This window comes from Nonomuraea sp. NPDC005692 (assembly GCF_040631115.1).
In the GTDB taxonomy this organism is placed as follows: domain Bacteria; phylum Actinomycetota; class Actinomycetes; order Streptosporangiales; family Streptosporangiaceae; genus Nonomuraea.
Genome location: NZ_JBEXYU010000001.1, coordinates 167,996 through 189,745 on the forward strand (window position 1 = coordinate 167,996; position 21,750 = coordinate 189,745).

Here is a 21,750-nt window from a genome sequence, read left to right on the forward strand (position 1 = left end):
CATGGTGGGGCCCCTTCAGAACCGGACGGCTTCGCGGTCGAGCGCCCGCCGCAGCAGGAGCACCACGGCCGCCGCGATCAGCAGGCTGAACAGCGCGCTGGCGGCGGTCATCCCCAGCTCGGGCGGCGAGCCGGAGCCGCCGTACGTGGCCGCGTAGCTGTAGAGGGCGACGGTCCAGGTGCTGCTCGGCGGGGTGCCCGCGGTGCCGCCGCCGAACACCAGCACCAGCTCGAACACCTTGATCGAGCTGATGGTCCACAGCAGCGCGCAGACGCTGAGCACGTCCCAGGTCAGCGGGATCGTGACGTGCCGCAGCCGCTGCCATGACGTGGCCCCGACCAGCGCGCAGTCCTCGTAGAAGGAGGCGGGGATGCGGTCGACGGCGGCCATGATGATCGTGGTGTAGTACCCGACGGCCGCCCAGATCGCCACGATCATGATGAGCGTGAACGTGTTGTCCACGGCCAGCCACTTGGGCGGGTCGCTCACCCCGAAGACACCCCTCAGCACGGTGTTGACCAGCCCGTCGGGGTTGAACAGGAACCCCGCCACGATGGCCGGCACCAGCGCGCTGACGATGTTGGGGAAGAACAGGATGTTGCGCGCGACCAGCCGCCCGCGCATCTCCCTGAGCACCATCGTGAGCGCGAACCCGGCGGCGAACGTCACGCCACCGCCGACGACCAGCAGCTTCAGGGTGTTGAGCAGCGCGGTGTGGAAGACCGGGTCGCCCAGCAGGCGGGCGTAGTTGCGCAGGCCGACGAAGCGCGAATCGCCGTACCCGGCGGTCTGCTGGAGGCTGATCCACACCGCGTGGCAGGCCGGGCCGAGGACGAAGACGGCCAGCAGCGCGAGGGCCGGCCCGACCATGGGGACGAAGGCCCGCTGCCGGGCCCGTACGGCCGGACCGGGCCGCGTCTCGGGTTCGGCCGCCATCAGCTGCCCTGGTTCTTCCAGAAGCCGGCCTGAACCGCGGTGATCTTGTCCACGAACCCCTGCGCGGTGAGCCGGCCGTTGAACAGCTCGCCCACCGTCGGGTAGTAGACCTTGTCGGTCCAGCCCGGCACGCTCAGCCCGGCCGCGAACGGGTAGGTCTCGGGCACGCTGTCGAGCTGCCTCTTCACCCCCGCCAGGGCCTCGGGCACGAACGCGTCCGCGCGCGGCGAGAGCACGGAGGCGGTCCTGGCCAGGTCGTCGGCGAACTCCCTGGTCGTCAGGTACGCGATGAACCGCTCGCCGGCCTCGACGTTCCTGGCCTTGGCCGGCATCGCGAAGCCGAACTGCACGACCTCCTCGCCCTTGGCCGGCCCGCCGACCTCGGGGAAGGGCATGGAGGCGGGCTTGAATCCGGCCCTGGCGTACGAGCCGACCTCGCTGGGCAGCCAGGAACCCATGATCATGAACGCGGCCCGGCCCTGGGCCCAGTTCTTCTGCTGCTCGGGGTATTTGCCGGCGTCGTACCCCTTGAGCAGGTAGCCCTCCTTGGCGAACCGTTCGATCTGCCGGGCGGCGGCCAGCACCTCGGGTTTCTTCCACGCCTGTCCGGTTTTGTCCTCGGCGATGGCCTTGAGGCCGTCCGCGCCGATCGTCCGGTAGAGGTAGTAGTTCATCCAGTAGGAGTCGGACCAGTACTGTTCGCCGTCGGCGGTGAGCGGGGCCGTCCGGCCGCCGGCCTTGAGCCTGCCGAGCAGCGCCAGGAACGCGTTCCAGTCCGTCGGCGGCGTCTCGGTGAGGGTGGCGGCGTCGTAGAACAGGCCGATGCCGGCCACGCTGTAGGGCACCATGTACGGCTGCCCGTCCGGCAGCCGCAACGCCGGGCTTTGCGAGTACTTGGCCGGGATGACGTCCTTGACCTTCTTCCCCGCCTCGCCGGGCACGTCGGCCTCGTACACCTTGGCCAGCCCCCGGGCCACGCCCGGGGTCACCATGAACGGCCGGATCGTGTCGTCGGACTGGTCCACCACGTCCGGCACCTTGGACGTGGTGAGCGCGGCGGGCAGTTTCTGCTTGACCACGTCGCGGCCGGCCCACTCGACCCTGACCTTGATGCCGGTGGCCCGGGTGAAGCGGGTGATCGCGGCCTGCAGGGCCACCTGCTGGGGCTCGCCCTGCTTCCACATCGACCAGTAGACGAGCTCCTTGCCGGCCGCGTCCTGGGCGCCGCCGCCGCAGGCGGTGACCAGGCCGAGGGCCAGCGTGCCGGCGGCGAGCCCGGCGAACGCTCTGCGGATGGGGAGGGATCGGGATGAGCTCATCGAGCGGCACCGCCTGTCGTGTGAGGTTCGGGGGGTGATCGGTCCGGCGGGGCCCGGACGGGGCCCCGCCGGAGGATGGTCAGCCGACGGTCCAGCGCTGCAGCGCCGAGCCGGTGTCGGCCTGCTGGGTGACGAGGGCGCCGTCGGCGGTGGAGGCCGTGGTGAGCAGCAGCCCGCTCTTCTGCGAGGCGATCCGGTAGCCGCCCGCGGAGGCGGGGGTGACCTGCCAGCGCTGGTTCGCGGCGCCGGTGCACGTCCATTGGATGATCTTGGCGCCGGCGGCGGTCGAGCCGCCGCTGACGTCCGCGCAGAGCTTGGACAGGCCGTTGGCGATCTGGTAGGAGCCGTCGGACTGGCGGGTGAAGACCCAGCGCTGGTTGGCGCCGGAGTTGGGGGTCCAGGTGATGAGCTGGGTGCCCGGGGTGGTGGAGTGGTCGGGGTCGTCCAGGGCCTTGCCGGCGGCGGTGAGGGTGTGGGTGCCGCTCAGGTCGCCGCCCGAGGCGCCGGTGTCGGTCAGCGTCAGGGTCTGCTCGGCGGCCGTGCGGTGGCCGCCCACCGTCCCGCCGGAGGTGTCGCTCCAGTGGCGTACGGGGGTGGTCTCGGCCGGTCGGGCCGAGTCCGCCGTCAGGGCGAGCGCGAGGCCGCTGTAGCGGTTGACCAGCCGGTGGCCGCTGCCGCCCGGCACCACGAACCACTGCTGGCCCGCGGTGGGCCCGCCGGCGCCGGGGGCGGTGACGGCCGGCTTCGCCCCCCAGGCGCGGCCGGCCGTCGTGGCCGCGTCCACGCCGAGCAGTCCGCCGGTCGAGGCGTTGGCGATGCGGTAGGAGCCGTCGCCGTTGGGAGTGAACGTCCAGTTCTCCAGGGGCGAGCCGGTCGGGGCGGCGGTGGAGGTGGTCGCCGGGCCGCCGGAGACCTGGGCCAGGACGCGGCCCGCCCCGGTGCCGATCCGGTAGGTCCTGGCCGGGTCCGCCGGGGCGGGGGCGGGCGCGGAGGAGGTGACGGTGAGGTTCGCGTACTCGCCGCTGGAGGTCGCGCACTCGATCGAGCAGTACGAGCGGAACGTCCTGCCGACGACGGCCGAGCCGGTCCTGCTGACGTCGTCGAGGAACCAGCGGTACCAGGAGCCGGAGACGTAGCTCCCGGTGTCGCCGATCAGGCGCCATCGCTGGGTCGACAGGTCGTCGGTGACGTAGAGGCGCTGCGGCTGACGGCCGGAGACGACCTCGGGCTCGCCGAGGTACAGGCCGAGGTGTGCGTCGTAGGCGATGTTCATGATGAACAGGTCGGACTTCGGCGGCAGCTCCCCGGCGGCGATCTGCTGGTCGACCGTGCCGGTGTTGGCCGGGTCGTAGTCGCCGCTCACGGGCGTGTAGCCCCGGGGGTTCGCGGCGGTGACCGGGACCATGTTGCTCTCCTTGCCGCCCACGCCGGGCTGCGACCAGGAGCCGTCGTACCACTTGGTCCACGAGCCGGTCGCCATCTTGGCCGACATCGGCGCCCGCGCCACGTGGGCCAGGCCGCCGTTGCCGCCGCCCACGCCGCCCTTCGGGATGATCCGCGAGCCGTAGTAGACGTAGAAGTAGCCCGAGACCGGGTCGGCGAACAGGCGCGGGTCGCCGTCGCCGTAGTCGTAGGTCTGGTTGGGGAAGGCCGCGCCGTCGTTGCGCTTCGTGCTGTACGGCGAGGTGATCGCGTGGCCGAGGATGGTCCACACCCGGCCCTGGTTGCGGGAGACGGCGTAGTCGAGCGAGTCGTAGTGCAGGCCGTCGCCGAAGGGCTGGGGGGTGAACTCGTTGTGCACCAGGCCGTACCAGTCGCCGGTGTCGGGGTCCACCCAGACGCCGACCAGGTCGCAGTAGTTCTTGTGGGCGTACCCCGAGCCGGCGCCGGCGGGGGTCGCCTCGACGCCGGTCGGGCTGTTGTTGCAGCGCCAGGTCGTGTCGTTGTTGCGGTCGGCGGAGTTGGCCGGGTTGACCGCGTCGCTGATCGCGGCCGAGCGGGTGGCGGTCTCGAAGTTGGTGCCGGTGAAGAAGTCCCAGTAGCGGGGGTCGGAGGCGCCGTAGAGGGCGGCCGACTGCTGGAAGTAGAAGGTGCCGTCCTTGTCGATGTAGGTGGCCGCCGGGGTGTCGGTGGGATGGGCGTAGCGGCCGGTGGAGCCGACGGTGATCGTGTAGGTGGCGTCGGGCGGTGCGGCCGACGCGGGCGGGACGGCCGGGGAGCCGCCCAGGACCAGCGTCAGGGCCGCGGCGGCGGCGGTGAGCACGTTGCGATGGGGGGACACGGGTGCTCCTTTCTGTCGGGCACGCCATATCTGGCGGCCCTTGGGGAACCACGAGCCGGAACCGCGTGGCCGGACCATACGCCAGATTTGACCGCTCAAACAAGGCCCGAATTCGCATTCTTGCTCTCTTGTCCGGTCAAACGGCACGTAATGCGCACAATGGTTGACGAGATCAGAGCCGGGCGGCTACGTTTCGGGGCGACGTCATTGGACCGGTCAAACCCCCTTGGAGGCCGCGTGGTCACGATGCAGGACGTGGCCGAGCGGGCCGGGGTCACCAAGCAGACCGTCTCCAACGTGGTCACCGGCCGCGTACGCGTGCGCCCCGAGACCGAGGCCAGGGTGCGCGCGGCCATCGCCGAGCTCGGCTACACCCCCAACCTGGTCGCCCGCTCCCTGGCCACCGGCACCACCATGACCGTCGGCCTGTTCGTGCCGACGGTGGCCAGCTCGTTCTACTCGGCCGTGGTCGAGGAGGCCGAGAACGTCCTGGAGGAGCACGGCTACCACCTGCTGCTGTGCACCACCCGCCTCGACGGCGACCGGGCCCGCCGGCACATCACCGGCCTGACCAGCCGCTCGGTCGACGCCCTGCTGATCGCCGGCGACAACGGCCTGACCGAGCACCTGCCCCTGCTGGCCGACGCGCGTTTCCCCGTGGCGCTGTGCGCGTGGGAGAGCGAGGTGCCCGACACCCTGCCCGTCGTCACGATCGACTACGAGCAGGCCGGCTACCTGGCCGGACGGCACCTGCGCGAGCTGGGCCACGAGCGGGTCGCGGTGCTGAGCAGCGCGCCGCACGCGCTGCGCGTCCAGGGGTTCCGGCGCGCGTTCGGCCTCGACGGCCTCGACGTCCCGGCCGCGGCCGTCTTCACCGCGCCGGAGCCGACGGCGATGGGCGGCTTCACCGCCGCCACCGCGGCCCTGGCCGCCGACCCCGGTGTGACCGCGGTGTTCTGCACCCACGACATCCTCGCGCTGGGCGCGCTGGAGGCGGCCCGGCTCGGCGGCCGCTCGGTCCCCGGCGACCTGTCGGTGGTCGGCCACGACGACATCGACGAGGTACGGGTGACGCACCCCGCGCTCACCACGGTCGCCGTCCCGAGCAGGGAGATGACCAGGCAGGCCATCGAGCTCCTGCTGCGCGCCCTGGACGAGGGCCGCCCGCCGGTCAACTCACTGCAGTTGCTGCGCTCGACCCTGATCGTCCGCGCCAGCAGCGGCCCGGCCTGACCTCCTGCGGCGCGGCGTACGCGGCCAGCGTGCGGTACAGCCGGCGTCCGCAGCCCCGGGCGCTCCAGCCCGCCGCCGCCCCGACGGCGATCCCGGCCAGCACGTCGCCCGGGTAGTGGGCGCCCACGTACACGCGGGAGGCGGCCACCGCGGCGGCGAGCAGCGTGACCGAGGTGGCGACCGGCAGCGGCGCGTCCCTGGCGACGGCCACCGCGAAGGCGACCGCGGACGCGCTGTGCCCCGACGGCAGCGAGGAGGACGCCGGCACCCGGCGGCGCCGGATCACCGGGATGAGGTCCGTGAGCGGCCGCGGCCTGCGGATCGCCTGCTTGACGACCATGCTGGTCAGCGGGCTGGCCAGCGAGATCGCCAGCAGCCCGCGCACACCCGCCCGCTGCAGCCGCGGCCGGCCCGTCATCATCAGCAGGCCCGCGACCAGCCCCCACAGGACCGAGTTGTCGGCCGCCGACGACAGATGCGGCAGCAGGGCGTCGAGCACGGGCAGGTCGGAGCGCGCGACCCGGTCGAAGGCCCGTTTGTCCCAGGCGTCGAAACGTTCGAGCAGCATCATCCAGCCGATCACCTCCGCGACGGCCCTACACCTGCCCGCCGATCATGCCGGTCATGCCCGGGACGGCCTGGCTCCCGTGCTCTCCCTGACCACGAGCTCGGGCTCGACCAGCCGCCGCGCCTCGGGCTCGTGCCCGGCCATGAAGTCGAGCAGCAGGTGGAAGGCGTGCCTGCCGACCTCGCCGAAGTCCTGGCGCACGGTGGTCAGCGGGGGCCAGAAGTAGGCCGACTCGGGGATGTCGTCGAACCCGGCCACGCTCACGTCTTCAGGCACCCGGCGGCCGGCCTCGCGCAGCGCGCGCAGCACGCCGAGCGCCATCTGGTCGTTGGCCACGAACACGGCGGTGACGTCGGGGTTCTCGCAGAGGCGGCGGCCGAGCTGGTAGCCCGAGCGAGCGCTCCAGTCGCCGCGCAGCACCTCGGGCACCTCGCGGCCGGCGGCCTCCAGCACGCCGCGCCAGCCCTCGATGCGGCCGTTGGCGTCGAGCCAGTCGGCCGGACCGGCGACGTGCCAGACCGTCTCGTGGCCGAGGCTGAGCAGGTGGCGGGTGACCCGCCTGGCCCCCGCCTGCTGGTCGACCTTGGCCACCGGCACGGGGATGTCGTCACCGGCGTCGACGGCCACCACCGGCATCTCGGGCGGCAGGTGGCGCAGGCCGTCGGCGGCCGACTCGTGCGGCGCCACGATGATCACGCCGTCGACCGCCTGGGCGCGCAGCCGCTGCACGCCCTCCTCCATCGACCTGCGGCTGAGCGAGGGCAGGCTGGCGATGCTGACGTTGTAGCCGGCCCGCCTGGCCGCCTGCTCGATGCAGTAGAGCGTGGAGGCCGGGCCGTAGAGGGTGGTGTCGATGCTGACCACGCCGAGCACCCCGGACCTGCCGGTGACGAGCTGGCGGGCGGCCTGGTTGGGCCGGTAGTCGAGCTCGCGCACCGCGGCCATGACGCGGGCCCTGGTCTCCGCGCGGACCCGGTCGGGCGCGTTGAGCACGCGCGAGACCGTCATGGCCGAGACCCCGGCGAGCACGGCCACGTCCATGAGCACCGCCGGCCTGTCGCCCTTCGATTTCACCGCCGCTCACCTCCTGTCAGCGGTAACGCTAACAGGCCCGGGGCCGTGCCGCGCGACCGCGCGGGAGCCGCGAACGACCCCCGCCGATTCGCGGTACCCCTGGTCGGCGGCCTGACGCTGCCAGGTAACTGCCAGGAACGGTAGGTAGTCTGCCTCGCCATGAACTGGCAGCGGCACGTCAACAAAGCGCTGGTCAGGTTCACCGGATTCCAGATCGAGCGAGTGGGGAACACGCCCTCTCCCCCGCCCGCTCCCGAGATCAGACCGCCCGCGGATCCGCTAACCGACCGGCTGCTCGAATCCCCCGTCTTCCTCCTGTCCCCCGTACGGTCCGGCTCCACGCTCCTGCGCGCGATCCTCAACGCCCACCCGGACCTGCACGCCCCGCACGAACTGCACGTACGCCGGTTGCGGGTGCAGTTCGGCACCCCGCTGGCCGCCAAGGCGATGGCCGCGCTCGGGCACAACCAGGCCGACCTGGAACACCTGCTCTGGGACCGGGTGCTGCACCGCGAGCTGGTCCGCAGCGGCAAGCGGTACGTCGTGGACAAGACCCCCGCCAACGCCTTCGCCCACCAGCGCATCGCCGCCTGCTGGCCGGACGCCCGCTTCGTCTTCCTGCTGCGCCACCCCGCCTCCATCGCCACGTCCTGGCACGAGGCCAGCCCCGACCGGCGCACCCCCGAGGAGGCCGCCCTCGACGCCCTGCGGTACATGAAGGCCGTGCAGAAGGCCAGGGCCGCGCTGCCGGGTCTGACCGTCAGGTACGAGGAGCTGAGCGCCGAGCCCGAGCGCGTCACCCGCGAGATCTGCGCGTTCCTCGGCCTGGAGTGGGAGCCCCGGATGCTCTCCTACGGCGAGCAGCAGGTGCTGGAGAAGGGGCTCGGCGACTGGCGGGACAAGATCAGGACCGGAAGCGTCCAGCCCGCCCGCGAGCTGCCCTCCCCCGACCAGATCCCCGAACCCCTCAAGCCCATCGCCCGGACCTGGGGGTACCTCGCGTGAAGATCCGCTACCTGATGCTGCACGCCTACGGCATGGGCGGCACGATCCGCACGGTGGTCAACCAGGCGAACGCGATGACCGCGGCCGGGCACGACGTCGAACTGGTCAGCCTGGTACGGCGGCGCACGACCCCGCAGTTCGCGATCGACCCCCGCATCACCATCACCACGCTGGTGGACCAGCGCGAGGGCAGGCAGCCCGACTCCGTCGGCCGCAAGGCGTGGCGGCGGATCCGCGGCAAGATCGTGCCGCGCGGCGAGTTCGCCGCCGACTACTTCACCGAGCGGGTGGAACGCGCCGCGATGGACTACGTCTCCGGCCTGAGCGGCGGCGTCCTGGTGACGACCAGGCCCGCGCTGAACCTGATCTCCGCCCGGCGCACCCCCGCCGACGTCGTCAGGATCGCGCAGGAGCACATGAACCTGTCCGCCTACCCCGACACGATCCGCAGGGAGATCGCCCGCCACTACGGCAGGTTCGCCGCGGTGACCGTGCTGACCAGGACCAACAAGCTCGAGTACCAGCGCCTGCTGCCGGACACGCCGGTGGTGGTGATCCCGAACGCCGTCCACCGCGTGGAGCAGGAACGTTCCCGGCAGGTCGAGCCGGTCGTGGTGGCGGCCGGGCGGCTGGTGCCGCAGAAGGGGTTCGACCTGCTCATCGAGGCGTTCGCGCAGGTCGTACGGGTGCATCCGGAGTGGCGGCTGCGCGTCTTCGGCACCGGGCCGCGCCGCAGCCAGCTCGCCGGGCTCGTCGCCCAGCACGGTCTGGGCGACCACGTGACGCTGCCCGGCCGTACCGAGCGGCTGGAGAAGGAGCTGGCCGAGGCGTCGGTCTACGCGCTCAGCTCCCGCTTCGAGGGCCTGCCCATGGTGATGATCGAGGCCATGACGCACGCGCTGCCCGTGGTCGCCTTCGACTGCCCGACCGGGCCGCGGGACGTACTGACCGACGGCGTGGACGGCGTCCTGGTGCCACCCAGGGACGTGGACGCCCTGGCCGCGGCGCTGATCCGGGTGATCGGCGACCGGGAGCTGCGGGTGCGCATGGGCGAGGCGGCGGCGGCGACGTCGCGGGCGTACGGGCCGGAGGTGGTGATGCCGATGTGGGAGGAGCTGTTCTCCGGGCTGGCGCGGGGGCGACAGGTGGCGGACAACCTCTGGACGGGCCGCTGACGGTCCCGGCGCGGAAAGATCTACCTGGTGGATCCGCCGGTGGCGGCGAGGTTTCTAACGATTCGGTCACAGATTTTGCCTCAAATCGTTAAAAGCATGCCAAACCGGGCGGCAGCCTGGGGTACATGCGTAACCGGAAAGCTCGACTCACCGCGTTCGCAGGCGCCTTCGCCCTGGTCACGGGGCTGGGCGTGCCCGCGTACGCGCAGACCGCCGCCCCCTCCGTCGCCGCCCCCTCCCTCGCCGCCTCCACCGCCGACGCCGGGGCGCCGGCCGTCTATGGCCGGGCCGCCTACCTGATGGACGCCCGGTCCGGCGCCGCCCTGTTCGGCAAGGCCGCCGACACCCGCATGCCGATCGCCAGCCTCACCAAGACGATGACGGCGTACGTCGTCCTGCAGTCGGCCAAGCCCACGGACATGGTGGAGATCGCCGCCCAGGACGCGCGGTACGCCGAGGACGGCGGCGGCACCACCGCCGACCTGCGGCCCGGCGACCGGCTGCCGGTCGGCGAGCTGCTCTACGCGCTCATGCTGCCCTCGGGCGCCGACGCCGCCCACGCGCTGGCCCGCACGTACGGACCCGGCGTGCCGGGGTTCGTCGCCAAGATGAACGCCACCGCCCGCTCGCTCGGCATGAACGACACCCGTTACGTCAACGCCGACGGGCTGCCGACACCGGCGGGCGACGGCTGGTCCACCGCCCGCGACCAGGCCGTACTGGCCGCCAAGGCCCTCCAGGTGCCGCTGATCGAAGGCGTGGCAGGGACCCGGTACCACGAGCTGGCCGCGACCGAGGAGCACGGCGCGTACGGCTGGCGCAACACCAACCGCCTGCTCGCCGAGCCGGGGGTGATCGGGTTGAAGACGGGGTTCACCCGCGCGGCGGGGTACAGCCTGGCCTTCGCCGGCGATCGGGACGGGCGCCGGCTGGTGGGCGTGATCCTGGGCGAGTCGATCTCCAGCCGCCGCTACGACACCGCCCAGGCCCTCCTCACCTGGGCCCCCACCCGCGCCTCCGCCTGACCCCACCCCCACCCAACTCCTCACCACCTGACAGGCGTCATCTCCTGGGGCGGCTGGTTGTCCGCATGATGGACGCTCGTGATCTCTTGGGTTAGTTTGCCCGGCATGAACGTTCGCATCGCGATGAGCGTGCTGTCCGCGGCGCTCGTGCTCGCCGCCCCGCTCCCCGCCCACGCCGCCACCCCCGGCCCGGGCCTCGGCTGGGAGCTCAAGGAGACCGGCGTGACCGCCCGCTTCCGCGGTCTCGCGCCCGTCAGCAGGGACGTGGTGTGGGCCGCCGGCACCGGCGGAACCGTCCTGCGGACCGTGGACGGCGGCCGCACCTGGCAGAACGTCTCCCCGCCCGGCACCGAGGCCCTCCAGTTCCGCGACGTGGAGGCGTTCGACGCCCGCCACGCCCTGGTCTTGTCGATCGGCACGGGCACGGACGGCCGCGTCTACCGCACCGACGACGGCGGCCGCACCTGGACCGAGTCCTTCAGGAACGACGAGCCGAACGCCTTCTACGACTGCATGGCCTTCTTCGACCGCCGCCACGGCCTGGCCATGAGCGACCCGGTGGACGGAAAATTCCGCCTCCTGGCCACCGAGGACGGCGGACGCAGCTGGCAGGTGCTCCCGTCCTCCGGCATGCCGGACGCGCTGCCCGGCGAGGCCGGTTTCGCGGCGAGCGGTCAGTGCCTGGTGACCGCGGGCGGACGGGACGCCTGGATCGCCACCGGTGGCGGCGAGCGGTCGCGCGTGTTCCGTTCGGCCGACCGCGGGCGTACGTGGACCGTCTCCGACACCCCGGTCCCGGCCGCCGACCCCGCGAAGGGCGTCTTCGCGCTGGCCTTCCGCGACCGGCACCGCGGGATCGCGGTCGGCGGCGACTACCAGCCCGGCCTCCCCTCCCCGAACGCCGCCGCGGTCACCAGGGACGGCGGCGCCACCTGGCGGACCGCCACCACCCCGCCGCCCGCGTACCGGTCGGGGGTGACGTGGCTGCCGCACCTGCCGTTCGCGGCCATCGCCGTCGGGCCCACGGGCAGCGACGTGACGTACTTGGGCGGGGCCCGCTGGGAGACCTTCGACGGCGGCTCGTTCGACACGGTCTCGTGCACCCCGGACCTGTCCTGCTGGGCCTCCGGCGAACAGGGCCGCATAGCCCGTCTCCGCCTCCGCTAGCGCGGGGGACGCACGGGTCAGCGGACGCCGCGGGGTCTGAACTGGATGCTGATCCGCGGCCCCGCGGGCCGGGCGGTCTTGGGGATGGCGTGCTCCCACGTCCGCTGGCAGCTGCCGCCCATGACGATCAGGTCGCCATGGCCGAGGTCGCGGCGGATCGAGGGGCCGCCGCCGCGCGGGCGCAGCAGGAGCGGACGCGGGCTGCCCACCGAGACGATCGCGACCATGGTGTCCTCGCTGCTGCCCCGGCCGACGGTGTCGCCGTGCCAGGCCACGCTGTCGCGGCCGTCGCGGTAGAAGCACAGGCCCGCCGTGCGGAAGGGCTCGCCCAGCTCCTCGCCGTAGTGGGCGTCGAGCGCCGCTCTGGCCTGGTCGAGGGCGGGGTCGGGCAGCGTCTCGCCCTCGTCGTAGAACTTCAGCAGGCGCGGGACGTCGAGGACCCGGTCGTACATGCGGCGGCGCTCGGCGCGCCACGGCACCGTCTCGGCCAGCCGCGCGAACAGCGTGTCGGCCCCCGTCAGCCAGCCGGGCCGCAGGTCGATCCAGGCCCCGTGGTCGAGGTACGTCCGGCGGACCGTGGCGCCCAGCCGCCCGACGCCGAGCTCCTCGTCGAGACCCAGCAGAGATGCTTGGAACGCGGCTTTCATGAGGCCGAGTCTATGCCACTGTTCAAACACATATTCGACTCGGGGTGATGGAAGGAGCCCGGCCTGTGCGGTACGCAGTCCGTACAGGCCGGGCGGCTCGCGTCGGCGGGCGCGAGGCCCGCACGGGACGATCACCCGAGCTCTTCCCCGCCGGGACCGGCCCCTAACACGGATCCTGTAACGTCTTGTCGATGTTGACGCGTTACATGGCCGGGGTGGTCGCGGCCCGGACCGGCGACGAGATGTCCGGACCCGCCCTCCTGGTTGCCGGGCTCGCCGCCACCGGGTCGCCGCTGCTGGGGGCGTCGCTGCTGGCCGGGCTGACCGTTTCGGCGGCCGTCGGCGGGCCGCTGCTCGGCGTGCTGCTGGACCGCGCCCGCCGTCCGGGCCGGTTGCTGGCGTTCTGCCTGCTCGGGTACGCGACCGGCCTGCTGCTGGTGGCGGGCGGCCTCGGGCGGGTGCCCGGGACGGCGCTGGTGGCGCTGGCCGTCGTGACCGGGCTGGCGGGCCCCGCGCTGACCGGCGGCTGGACGGGACAGCTCCCCCTGGTCTCCGGCCCCGACCGGGGGCGGCTGGCACGGGCCACCACGCTCGACGCCATGACGTACAACGTGGCGGGACTGGCCGGTCCGGCGGCGGTCGGCGTGGTCGCGGCGGTGGCCGGCGGGACGGCGGCGGTGCTCGTCTCCGTGGCCCTCCTCCTGACCGCCCTCCCCGCAGCCTGGACCCTCCCCACCCGCACCCCCCGCGACCGGGCCACCCCAGACCGGCCCACCCACCACCCCACAAGCGACCAGCCCACCCACGACCGCCCCTTAGTGGACCGGCCCGCCCGGGACCATCCCACGAGCGACCGCCCCGGAGGCGACCGGCCGATCGGCGGAGACCTGTCCGCAGGCGACCAGCCAATCGGTGACCTGTCCGCAGGCGACCGGCCGGTCGGCGGGCGGCGGCGCTTCGGCCGCCTCACCTCGCCGGTACGGGCTGCGGGAGCGGTCATGCGGGAGATGGCGACCGGGGTCCGGGCGGTGCTCGGGAACCGGGTGCTGGGGCGGGCCACCGCCGGGTCGATGGTCTCGTGCGCCGGGGCGGGCATGTTCGTGGTGTCGGCGCCGGTGCTGGGACTGGAGCTCACGGGTGACAGCAGCCGCGGCACGCTGCTGCTGGCCGTCACGGCGGCGGCCGGACTGGCCGCGAACGGCCTCCTGGCCTGGCGCGGCGGCCCCCGCAGGAGGAACCCGACACCCTCGTGGGACCCGACCCTGGCCTGGTCCACCGCACTGATCGGCGCAGGCATGGCATTGGCCGCCATAGCCGTAACAGCCGCAGCCGGAACGGCAGGAACGACCCTGGCGGGGACGGCCCTGGCGGGGGCGTACTGGATCGCGGTGGTCGCGGCGGGGTTGGTGGGTGCGGGCGAGGGGCCGCAGTTGACGGCGCTGTTCGCGGTGCGGCAGCGCGAGGCCCCCGCCGGGCTGCGCAGTCAGGTCTTCACAACCGGCGCCAGCCTCAAGATCACCTCTTTCGCCGTCGGATCGGCGCTGGCAGGCCCGCTGAGCGCCCACTCGGCCGGCGCCGCCCTGCTGACCGGAGCGGCCTTACAGGCCGTAGCCGCCTGCATCCTCTTCCGCCACCGCGGTTAGCGGGCGTCATCAGGGGACGCAGGCACCGGCAGGCGGCGGTCGGGCCCCGGCGTGAGCAGCCAGTCTGGGGGCGCAGCGGGCACGGCGTCAGCGGCCAGCCTGAGGGTGGGTGCGGTGAGCGCGAATGTCAGCAGGCGATCGGGGGGGGCGCGGTGAGCTTGGGCGTCAGCGGGCGAGCCGGGGCGGGCGCGGCGGGCGCTGGCGTCAGGGGGCTGTCTGGGGGCGGGCGCGGTGGGCGGCTACGCGGGCGCGGGTGGCGCAGCGGGTGCCGCAGTAGCGGCGGGGGCTGCCGCCGCCCAGGTCGAGGTACGGCCGTCCGCACCCCGCGGCCGCGCACAACCCGCCCGGAACGCGCTGATGGTCGGCGACCAGCACGGCCAGGGCCATCGCCGAGGAGGCCAGGAACCACTCGGCCCACGGCGCGTCGTCGCCGCTGTCGACGTGGAGATGCCAGGACGTCGTGCCCCGGTGGCTGGTCAGCCTGGGCGGCCGGGCGGTCCCGGCGAGCAGGCGGTTGAGCAGGTCCGCCGCCTCCCCGGCGTCGCGCGCGCCCAGCACGTCGCGCAGCCGGGCCGCAGCCGCGCGCATCGCGGCCACGTCGGAGTCGTCGAGGCCCAGGTCGCCGTGTTCGCCGTGGCGGCGCAGGACGTCCGTCACCGAGGCGGGCGTCGGCTCTTCGTGCAGCAGCGCCACGCACAGCTCGACGGCTCTGACGGCCATCGCCCTGGTCGAGTGAACCTCCACGCGGCAAGCGTATCCACGGCGGGGCTCCCCCTGCCCCACCGCGGACCCTGCACCACCACCGACCCTGCACCACCGTGGACCGTGCCCGGCGTGCTTCGGCGTCAGCCGCCGCAGGCGGCGAAGACGAAGCTGTCCTTGAGGACGGTGTACCGGTCCCTGACCCGTACGGCGCCCGTCCCGGTGTCGACCTGGACGATGGTCATCCTGGACGAGCCGGACACCAGGTGCAGCGTGACCTGCGTGTCGCCGGTCCAGTCGATCATGCTGAGCTCGCCGTCCGGCAGCTTGATCTTCCTGCGTCCGGTGACCTCGTCGGTGGCGAGGTCGTAGGTGAGCAGCTCGGTCTTCCTGCCGCGGATCACGACCGCCGCCGTGTGCCCGTCGCCGGCCAGCGCCTGCGGGCCGTTGGCGGCCACGACCTGCGGCGGCGTGACGCGTACGAGATGCTCGCCCGTCTGGTCGCGGACGACCAGGTCGGTGACGGAGTCGTCGGACTCGATCGTGGACAGCACCTCGTCGCCGTCGCCGCTGAACCCGAGGAGGGTCTCGTCGGCGGGCACGGTGCCGAGCAGGGCGCCGGTCGCGGTGTCGAAGATCTTCGTGGCGGCGGGCCTGTCGCTCTGGACCACGACGGCCAGCCGCGCGCCGTCGCCGGAGAGCTGCAGCGTCACCTCGTTCTGGGCGACCCGCGGCAGCGCGTCCTTGGGCAGCAGCGTGACGCCGCCGCCGAGCACGCGTACGGCCGGCCGCCCGGCCTTGGTGAGGTACGCCACGCGCTGCCCGTCGCCGCTGACCGCGATCGGCGCCGGCGAGGTGACGGTGGACCTGCGCCTGGCGTCGAGCGCGACGACCTGGGCGTCGGGCAGCGTCATGCGCCTGCCGTCGTGCATGACCAGCCGCCACTGCCCGCAGGGCCTGGACGCGCCGTCCTTGTCCGGGCAGCCCTTGACGGAGGCGTACCGGATGCTGTCGTGGCCGTGGTGCGGCGCGGCCTGGGCGGCGGCCGGCACGGCGGTGAGGGTGAGCAGGGCTGCGGTCAGCAAAGGGACGATTCTCACGATGGTCACTCCCCCGGGAACACGATGGTGTGAGGGTCGGGGCCCACCTTGTACGTGTCCGTACGGCGGGCCTGGCCGGAAGCGGGGTCGACGGTGAGCACCCGTACCACCGTCGACTTCGTGGTGCTGCTGTCGTAGGAGTAGGCGGCGAGCCTTCCGTCAGGGGTCCAGCGGGCGTGGTCGGGCGAGGCGTCGCCAGCGAGGGGCAGGTTCACGCCGTCGGAGAGCCGGGCGGTCTCCAGGTCGTACGTGCGCATCCGGGGCGGACCGCCACGGCTGCCGCCGGAGCTGAACGCGGCGACGGTGTGCCCGTCGGCGGACAGCGCGAGGGTGACCGCGTTGGCGACGAACTGGGGGGCCTGGCTCCGCAGCGTACGGCCGTCGAGCCCGTAGGAGTGCAGCCATCTGGTGCCGTCGCTCAGGTCGCGGGTGGTGAGCACCTCGTCCCCGTCGCCGCTGAAGCCGGTCGGCTCGCCCTTGACGGTCAGGCTGGTGATCTCGCCGGTGGCCAGGGTGAGCACCTTGACGTGGCCCCGGCGGCCGACGAGGACCCGGTCGCCGGCCGGTGACAGGTGGAGGGCGTCGTCCTCGCCGGGCCGGAGGGATCTGGGCAGTTCCCTGACCGGGCCGCCGGCCGCCGCCCGTACGACCAGTCGGTGGTCGCGGGCCCGCCGGTAGACGATCGTCCGGCCGTCGCCGCTGAGGGCGAACAGGGAGGTCGCGCGGTCCTTGGCGCGGGCGGCGGAGTCGCCCACGGTGACCTTGCGGCCGTCACGGAGGAGCAGGTGCCAGGGGCCGCACGGGGACGTGCCTTCGACGGGCAGCTCGCAGGCGGTGACCCAGGCCGCGCGGGCCTGCGGCGGCCCGGTGTGCGCGGGTGCGGCGGCGGCCGGGAGCGCCGGCCCGCCGGCGACCGCCGGCGCGAGGAGCGCGACGGCCGCTGAGGATAGCCTCATGAGTGGTGATCCTTTCGCTCACCTGGTTAGACCCATGGGCACGGTGGCGAGTTGGTCACATGTAGGCCACGCTTCAGGGCAGCGGGCGCCGCCCCGCGAAGCCCAGATCCGTACGGTGGTACCAGGCGAGCTCGGGCTCCCCCTCGATCCAGCACAGCCGTACCGACGCCCCGCCGAGCACCGAGGGGAAGTCGATCAGCAGCGGCGCGACGCCCTTGACCTCGATCCCCTGCTCGCTCCACCGGGTCAGCGTCTCCTCGATGCGCGCCTCGATCGCCTTGATCTCGGGCAACCCGCCGAGCCGCGACCCACCGGCGGCCTCCCGGTCGAAGGCGATCTCGGCCAGGTCCGCGCGGCCCGCGACGATCTCCCGCGCCTCGGCGATGATGCCGGGCAGCAGGGCGCGCGCCTCGTCCAGGGAGAAGATCCGGTCCATGCGGAAACGCTACCCGTTCGGCTGGTAGGCGTGGATGAGAAGCCGCTCGGCCTCGTCGAAGTAGTCGTCGAGGTAGGCCGCCGCCTCCTCGGCGCGGCCGGCCGCCAGCAGGGCGAGCAGCGCGCGGTTGCGGTCGATGAACGGCTCGTGGAAGGCGCGCGGGTTGTCCATCACGTGGAAGACCAGGCGCAGCTCGGCCAGGAGCTGCCGCATGGCCTCGTCGAGGCGGGGGCTGCCGTGCAGGCCGACCAGGGCCTGGTGGTAGCGGATGTTGGCGGTGCCGACGCCCTGCCAGTCGCCCTGGGCGGCGGCCCGCTCGGCGTCGCGCACGGCCTCCTCGATGAGCGCCAGCGCCTGCCGCGACGCCGAGCGCCGGACGGCGGCCCCTTCGAGCACCCGCCGCATCGTGTAGAGGTCGGAGACGTCCTCCACGGACGGGAGCCGGACGAAGACGCCCCGGTTGAGCCGGTGGTCGAGCAGGCGTTCGTGGCCGAGCAGGCGGAACGCCTCGCGCAGCGTGTTGCGCGAGACGCCGAGCCCTTCGGAGATGGCCTCCTCCGACAGCCGCTCGCCCGGCGGGAAGGCGCCTTCGATGATGCTGTCGCGGAGGATGTCGGCCACGCGCTCGGCCGTGCTGCTGCGGCTCAGTCTCGACCGGTGCCGGGCGAGGTCCGCGACCACGTCTTCCACGTTCGCCAGGGAATCATGGAGCAAACCTCTTGTCGAATTGTTCAACAATCCTTACGTTGAAACTATCCCCTCGACCATCTGGGAGCCTTCGATGTCAAGCTCCGCGCACCAGACCCGCCGGGTGATCCTCGCCGCCCTCGTCGGCACGTCCCTGGAGTGGTACGACTTCTTCCTCTACACCACGGCCGCGACGCTGGTCTTCGGCAAGCTGTTCTTCCCGTCGCTCGACCCGCTCAACGCGACGCTGGCGGCCCTGACCACCAACGCCGTCGCGTTCGTCGCCAGGCCGCTCGGCGGCGTGGTGTTCGGGCACTTCGGCGACCGGGCCGGCCGCAAGACCGTGCTGGTCGTGACGCTGCTGCTGATGGGGCTGTCCACGTTCCTCATCGGCGTGCTTCCCGGCTACGCGAGCGTGGGGGTGGCCGCGCCCGTCCTGCTGGCCGTGCTCCGCTTCGTCCAGGGCTTCGGGCTCGGCGGCGAGTGGGGCGGCGCGGTGATCATGTCGCTGGAGCACGGCGACAGCAGGCGGCGCGGCTTCAACGCGAGCTGGCCGCAGGTCGGCGTGCCCGCCGGGTACGTGCTGGCCACCGGCCTGCTCGCGATCCTGTCCTTCGCCCTGTCGGACGCGGCCTTCCAGTCGTGGGGATGGCGGGTGCCGTTCCTGCTGTCGGGCGTGCTGGTGCTCGTCGGGCTGTGGGTGCGCACGCGGGTCACCGAGTCGCCGCTGTTCTCCCGCGTCGAGAAGCACGGCGCCACGGCCAGGATGCCGCTGGTCGAGGTGCTGCGCACGCATCCGCGGGCGCTGCTGTCGGCGTTCACCGCGCGCATCGGGGTGGACGTGGCCTTCTACACCTTCACCGCGTACATCATCGTCTACCTCACCGGGCAGCTGAAGCTGGAGCGGTCGGTGGCGCTGTACGCGGTGCTGATCGGCTCGGTGCTGCAGCTCGGCCTGATCCCGCTGTTCGGCGCGCTGTCGGACCGGCTGGGCCGGCGGCCGGTCTACTTCGCGGGCGTGCTGGCGGCGGCCGTGTGGGTGTTCGCGTTCTTCCCGCTGCTGGACACGAAGTCGTTCCCGCTGATCGTGCTGGCGGCGGTGGTCGCGCTGGCCGCCCACGCCGCCATGTACGGCCCGCAGGCCGCCTTCATCGCCGAGCTGTTCAGCACCCGGCTGCGCTACAGCGGCGCGTCCATGGGCTACCAGGTGGCCGGGATCGTCGGCGGCGCGCTGGCCCCGATCATCGCGCTCAAGCTCTTCGACCTGTACGGCACCACCCTCGCCGTGTCCCTGTACGTGGTTGTCGCGCTGGCCGTCACCACCGTAGGTTTGGCCATCGCCCCGGAAACCCGCGACCTGGACATCGCCGCCGGCGAGAGCGGCACCGCCAGGAGGCTGCCCGGCCAGGTGGGTCCCTTCGCCTGAGGGCGGAGGAAGGCGGGAACGCCGCGAAGGCGTGGGCGGCGGCTGCCACCGCCGCCCACGCGAGCCGCTCGGACGGCGGTCTCAGGCACCGCTCTCAGACTGCGGTCTCGGGCTCGGTGACCCGCGGGCGCCTGCGCCAGTCGCCCTTGAACGCCGCCATCGAGGCCAGGAACACGACCTGCCCGGCCAGCGCCACGGCGAGCCAGGTGCCCCAGCCGCCCGCGGAGACCACCATGGGCGAGACGACCAGCAGCACCACGATCATGACGCGGACGACCATGCCCCAGATCCCCAGCGCCGAGCCCTGCAGACGCGACTCGACGTCCTCGGCGTTCTCGGAGAAGTTGGCCATCCACGGCACGTACGCGACGCCCATGAACAGGAAGAGCAGCGCGTAGACGGCGGTGACGTGCCCCGCGGAGACGCCGGGGCCGACCAGGCCGATGAAGTAGGCCAGGGTGAGCACGGTCAGCGCGGTGCCGGCGGCCGTGAACGGCTTGCGCAGCCGCAGCCGGTCGGAGACCCGGCCGACGACGACCACGGCCACCGCGTTGAGCACGATGCCGAGCGCCACCACCCGGTTGGCCCCCGCGGGCTCCAGGCCGAACGCCTCCACCAGGATCGTCTGCCCGAAGATCGCGAACGTCCAGTAGAGCACCTGCCAGCCGGTGTTGCCCAGGACGTGGGCCCACAGGTGGGGATGCCGGAACAGCTCGCGCACCCGTCCCGCGTCGACCTTCTCCTCCGCCGCGACGGCCTCCTCGGCGTCGAGCACCTGGGCCCGCAGCGCGGCCGACGGCTCGGCGATCTTCCAGACGATGACCGCGCACATGGCCAGCGAGACGACGCCCATGATGATCGCCTGCGACTGCCAGGCGTTGTCGAACAGCGGCAGCGTGAACCCGGCGATGAACGAGGCCAGGAAGGACGCCCCGACCGGCCCCCACGTCCAGAACGCGAACGCCTGGGCGCGGCCGAGGCGCGGGGAGAAGTCGCGGACGAGGGAGGCGGTGATGGTGATCCCGGCGCCCTCGATGAACAACATCAGGCAGCGCACCCAGAACAGGCCGGCCACGGTGTCCACGGTGGCGAGCAGGAAGTTGCAGGCCGCTGTGACGGTGAGGGTGGGCACCAGGAGCGTGACCCGTCCCCAGCGGTCGGACAGGATGCCGCCGACGCCCGCCGACAGGCCGCCGATCAGGACCGACCCCGCGGCGAGCAGGCCGTAGACCGTGAGCGACATGCCCAGGTCCTTCATCAGCAGCGGCAGGATCGTGGCGAGCGTGGTCTCGAAGTTGGCCACCAGGCTCGCCAGCACGGCTATCGCCAGCAGGAAGATCCGCCGGCGACCGACCGGGTACACGCTCAGCTCGCGGACATAGAACGGCTTCATTCCCATCCTCCGGGGACGGTGTGTGACGGTCGCTCTAGAACGCGTTTCTAGTTGCCTCAGAGTTGTCCTTCTCAGGGGTGTTCGTCAACGGCGGCGGCGGTCACGATGTGATCTCGATCACAGCATTCCCGTTGTGACGGAATCGCTCCCGATTCACAGAACAACCACCCGCGAATAGGCATAAACTGCGCGCCTGTGAGCCTGCCTGTACGTGAACGTTCCCCCCGGCCCGGCGGCGGCCGGCACCGCCGCCCCGTGCCCACGTCCCTGCCGCCGGACGCGCCCATGCTCGTGCTGGCCACCCCCGGCGGCACCGGCGGCGTGGCCGAAGAGATCGCGGCCGTGGTCCGGGTCGACAACCCGCAGATCGAGGTGCGGCTGACCGCCGTCGCCGACCTGGCAGACTCGCTGCCCGCGGGCCGCGACGCCGTCGTGGTGCCCCTGCTCACCTGGGACGACCCGGTCGTCATGGCCGAGATCGGCAAGGCCATCGCGGCCGCCGGCTCCGGCGCGGTCGCCACCGAGGCGCTCGGCCCCCACCCGCTGCTCGCCGAAGCCCTGCACATCAGGCTGGCCGAGCGCGGCCTGGCCAGGGCCGACCGCGTCCGCCTGCTCAACGTCTCCAGCCCCGTCGACGCCGTCATCCTCGGCACGGTGGGCGGCGAGCGCGCGGTGCACGCCGTCCAGGCCACGGCCGTGCTGCTGGCCTCCAGGCTCACGCTGCCGGTCGTCGCCGCCTCGCTGGACAGCGAGCCCGGCGTAGAGGTCGCCGCCCAGCGCCTGCGCGCCGCCGGGGCCGAGCGGCTGGCCATCGCGCCCTGCCTGATCGGTCACGAGGCCCCGGTGGAGATCGTCGAGCGCGCCGCCGCCGCCGTCGAGGCCGGTCACGCCGAGCCGCTCGGCGCGCACAGCGCCGTCGCCGAACTTGTCGCGCGGGCTTACGGCAGTCAGCTGGCGACTTGACACCCTTGTAAAGA

Annotated in this window: 20 protein-coding genes; 8 read left to right on the top strand and 12 right to left on the bottom strand. The window is 72.9% G+C overall.

Annotated elements, in window-relative coordinates:
* Positions 1–15 precede the first annotated feature (15 nt).
* From ABZ459_RS00895 to ABZ459_RS00905, 3 genes are all read right to left on the bottom strand, one after another.
* A complete protein-coding gene (locus tag ABZ459_RS00895; RefSeq protein ID WP_357964339.1) occupies positions 16–936 on the bottom strand; it encodes a sugar ABC transporter permease in 921 nt (306 codons plus the stop codon).
* Positions 936–2,255, bottom strand: a complete 1,320-nt coding sequence (locus ABZ459_RS00900; protein WP_357964341.1) for an ABC transporter substrate-binding protein — start codon at positions 2,253–2,255, stop codon at positions 936–938. The genes ABZ459_RS00895 and ABZ459_RS00900 overlap by 1 nt, the downstream gene beginning before the upstream one ends.
* Before the next feature lie 79 nt (positions 2,256–2,334).
* Entirely contained in the window at positions 2,335–4,536 is a 2,202-nt protein-coding gene (locus ABZ459_RS00905) for an RICIN domain-containing protein (protein WP_357964343.1), read from the bottom strand.
* 246 nt (positions 4,537–4,782) lie between these two features.
* Between ABZ459_RS00905 and ABZ459_RS00910 the strand changes: the two genes are divergently transcribed.
* Positions 4,783–5,769, top strand: coding sequence for a LacI family DNA-binding transcriptional regulator (locus ABZ459_RS00910; RefSeq protein WP_357965836.1), 987 nt, complete (start codon positions 4,783–4,785; stop codon positions 5,767–5,769).
* Here ABZ459_RS00910 and ABZ459_RS00915 read toward each other — a convergent pair.
* Both ABZ459_RS00915 and ABZ459_RS00920 read right to left on the bottom strand, forming a co-directional pair.
* Positions 5,708–6,352: a phosphatase PAP2 family protein gene (locus tag ABZ459_RS00915; RefSeq protein WP_357964345.1), complete on the bottom strand. Its 645-nt coding sequence runs from the start codon at positions 6,350–6,352 to the stop codon at positions 5,708–5,710. The two genes, ABZ459_RS00910 and ABZ459_RS00915, sit on opposite strands and share 62 nt — an antisense overlap.
* 39 nt (positions 6,353–6,391) lie before the next feature.
* Positions 6,392–7,378, bottom strand: a complete 987-nt coding sequence (locus ABZ459_RS00920) for a LacI family DNA-binding transcriptional regulator (RefSeq protein WP_357965838.1) — start codon at positions 7,376–7,378, stop codon at positions 6,392–6,394.
* Between the two features lie 192 nt (positions 7,379–7,570).
* Here ABZ459_RS00920 and ABZ459_RS00925 point away from each other — a divergent pair, with 192 nt between their 5' ends.
* From ABZ459_RS00925 to ABZ459_RS00940, 4 genes are all read left to right on the top strand, one after another.
* Positions 7,571–8,416 (top strand): sulfotransferase, encoded by an 846-nt coding sequence (locus ABZ459_RS00925; protein WP_357964347.1) that lies wholly within the window; start codon positions 7,571–7,573, stop codon positions 8,414–8,416.
* The gene (locus tag ABZ459_RS00930; RefSeq protein ID WP_357964349.1) at positions 8,413–9,591 is read left to right on the top strand and encodes a glycosyltransferase family 4 protein; all 1,179 of its coding nucleotides are present in this window, start codon (positions 8,413–8,415) and stop codon (positions 9,589–9,591) included. Before ABZ459_RS00925 ends, ABZ459_RS00930 begins: the two co-directional genes overlap by 4 nt.
* A 125-nt stretch (positions 9,592–9,716) precedes the next feature.
* Positions 9,717–10,616 (top strand): D-alanyl-D-alanine carboxypeptidase family protein, encoded by a 900-nt coding sequence (locus ABZ459_RS00935; protein ID WP_357964351.1) that lies wholly within the window; start codon positions 9,717–9,719, stop codon positions 10,614–10,616.
* A 105-nt stretch (positions 10,617–10,721) separates the two neighbouring features.
* On the top strand, positions 10,722–11,783 hold the full coding sequence (locus tag ABZ459_RS00940) for an oxidoreductase (protein WP_357964353.1): 1,062 nt from the start codon (positions 10,722–10,724) through the stop codon (positions 11,781–11,783).
* 17 nt (positions 11,784–11,800) lie between these two features.
* On the opposite strand, the gene ABZ459_RS00945 is transcribed toward ABZ459_RS00940, so the two are convergent.
* Positions 11,801–12,430, bottom strand: a complete 630-nt coding sequence (locus tag ABZ459_RS00945; RefSeq protein WP_357964354.1) for an alpha-ketoglutarate-dependent dioxygenase AlkB — start codon at positions 12,428–12,430, stop codon at positions 11,801–11,803.
* A 191-nt stretch (positions 12,431–12,621) separates the two neighbouring features.
* Here ABZ459_RS00945 and ABZ459_RS00950 point away from each other — a divergent pair, with 191 nt between their 5' ends.
* The gene (locus ABZ459_RS00950; protein ID WP_357964356.1) at positions 12,622–14,073 is read left to right on the top strand and encodes an MFS transporter; all 1,452 of its coding nucleotides are present in this window, start codon (positions 12,622–12,624) and stop codon (positions 14,071–14,073) included.
* 204 nt (positions 14,074–14,277) lie between these two features.
* On the opposite strand, the gene ABZ459_RS00955 is transcribed toward ABZ459_RS00950, so the two are convergent.
* The 5 genes from ABZ459_RS00955 to ABZ459_RS00975 form a co-directional block, all read right to left on the bottom strand.
* The gene (locus ABZ459_RS00955; protein WP_357964358.1) at positions 14,278–14,817 is read right to left on the bottom strand and encodes a CGNR zinc finger domain-containing protein; all 540 of its coding nucleotides are present in this window, start codon (positions 14,815–14,817) and stop codon (positions 14,278–14,280) included.
* 101 nt (positions 14,818–14,918) lie between these two features.
* The gene (locus ABZ459_RS00960) at positions 14,919–15,875 is read right to left on the bottom strand and encodes a hypothetical protein (RefSeq protein WP_357964360.1); all 957 of its coding nucleotides are present in this window, start codon (positions 15,873–15,875) and stop codon (positions 14,919–14,921) included.
* Between the two features lie 5 nt (positions 15,876–15,880).
* Complete coding sequence (locus ABZ459_RS00965) at positions 15,881–16,831, bottom strand: hypothetical protein (RefSeq protein ID WP_357964362.1); 951 nt, start codon at positions 16,829–16,831, stop codon at positions 15,881–15,883.
* Between the two features lie 73 nt (positions 16,832–16,904).
* Positions 16,905–17,267, bottom strand: coding sequence for a DUF2203 domain-containing protein (locus ABZ459_RS00970; RefSeq protein WP_357964363.1), 363 nt, complete (start codon positions 17,265–17,267; stop codon positions 16,905–16,907).
* Positions 17,268–17,276: 9 nt separating this feature from the next.
* Complete coding sequence (locus ABZ459_RS00975) at positions 17,277–17,957, bottom strand: GntR family transcriptional regulator (RefSeq protein WP_357964365.1); 681 nt, start codon at positions 17,955–17,957, stop codon at positions 17,277–17,279.
* 91 nt (positions 17,958–18,048) lie between these two features.
* Between ABZ459_RS00975 and ABZ459_RS00980 the strand changes: the two genes are divergently transcribed.
* On the top strand, positions 18,049–19,380 hold the full coding sequence (locus ABZ459_RS00980; protein ID WP_357964366.1) for an MFS transporter: 1,332 nt from the start codon (positions 18,049–18,051) through the stop codon (positions 19,378–19,380).
* Between the two features lie 94 nt (positions 19,381–19,474).
* Here the strand turns inward: ABZ459_RS00980 and ABZ459_RS00985 are convergent, their stop codons facing one another.
* Positions 19,475–20,773, bottom strand: coding sequence for an MFS transporter (locus ABZ459_RS00985; protein WP_357964368.1), 1,299 nt, complete (start codon positions 20,771–20,773; stop codon positions 19,475–19,477).
* Between the two features lie 195 nt (positions 20,774–20,968).
* On the opposite strand from ABZ459_RS00985, the gene ABZ459_RS00990 reads away from it, so the two are divergent.
* The gene (locus tag ABZ459_RS00990; RefSeq protein WP_357964370.1) at positions 20,969–21,736 is read left to right on the top strand and encodes a hypothetical protein; all 768 of its coding nucleotides are present in this window, start codon (positions 20,969–20,971) and stop codon (positions 21,734–21,736) included.
* The last annotated feature ends 14 nt before the right edge of the window (positions 21,737–21,750 follow it).

Excerpts from the sequence above, each read along its gene's own strand:
- ABZ459_RS00900 (WP_357964341.1), bottom strand. The coding sequence starts at position 2,255 with ATGAGCTCATCCCGATCCCTCCCCATCCGCAGAGCGTTCGCCGGGCTC.
- ABZ459_RS00950 (WP_357964356.1), top strand. The coding sequence starts at position 12,622 with ATGTTGACGCGTTACATGGCCGGGGTGGTCGCGGCCCGGACCGGCGAC.
- ABZ459_RS00965 (WP_357964362.1), bottom strand. The coding sequence starts at position 16,831 with ATGAGGCTATCCTCAGCGGCCGTCGCGCTCCTCGCGCCGGCGGTCGCC.
- ABZ459_RS00970 (WP_357964363.1), bottom strand. The coding sequence starts at position 17,267 with ATGGACCGGATCTTCTCCCTGGACGAGGCGCGCGCCCTGCTGCCCGGC.
- ABZ459_RS00910 (WP_357965836.1), top strand. The coding sequence starts at position 4,783 with ATGCAGGACGTGGCCGAGCGGGCCGGGGTCACCAAGCAGACCGTCTCC.
- ABZ459_RS00920 (WP_357965838.1), bottom strand. The coding sequence starts at position 7,378 with ATGGACGTGGCCGTGCTCGCCGGGGTCTCGGCCATGACGGTCTCGCGC.
- ABZ459_RS00985 (WP_357964368.1), bottom strand. The coding sequence starts at position 20,773 with ATGAAGCCGTTCTATGTCCGCGAGCTGAGCGTGTACCCGGTCGGTCGC.
- ABZ459_RS00935 (WP_357964351.1), top strand. The coding sequence starts at position 9,717 with ATGCGTAACCGGAAAGCTCGACTCACCGCGTTCGCAGGCGCCTTCGCC.
- ABZ459_RS00980 (WP_357964366.1), top strand. The coding sequence starts at position 18,049 with ATGTCAAGCTCCGCGCACCAGACCCGCCGGGTGATCCTCGCCGCCCTC.
- ABZ459_RS00945 (WP_357964354.1), bottom strand. The coding sequence starts at position 12,430 with ATGAAAGCCGCGTTCCAAGCATCTCTGCTGGGTCTCGACGAGGAGCTC.
- ABZ459_RS00940 (WP_357964353.1), top strand. The coding sequence starts at position 10,722 with ATGAACGTTCGCATCGCGATGAGCGTGCTGTCCGCGGCGCTCGTGCTC.
- ABZ459_RS00895 (WP_357964339.1), bottom strand. The coding sequence starts at position 936 with ATGGCGGCCGAACCCGAGACGCGGCCCGGTCCGGCCGTACGGGCCCGG.
- ABZ459_RS00925 (WP_357964347.1), top strand. The coding sequence starts at position 7,571 with ATGAACTGGCAGCGGCACGTCAACAAAGCGCTGGTCAGGTTCACCGGA.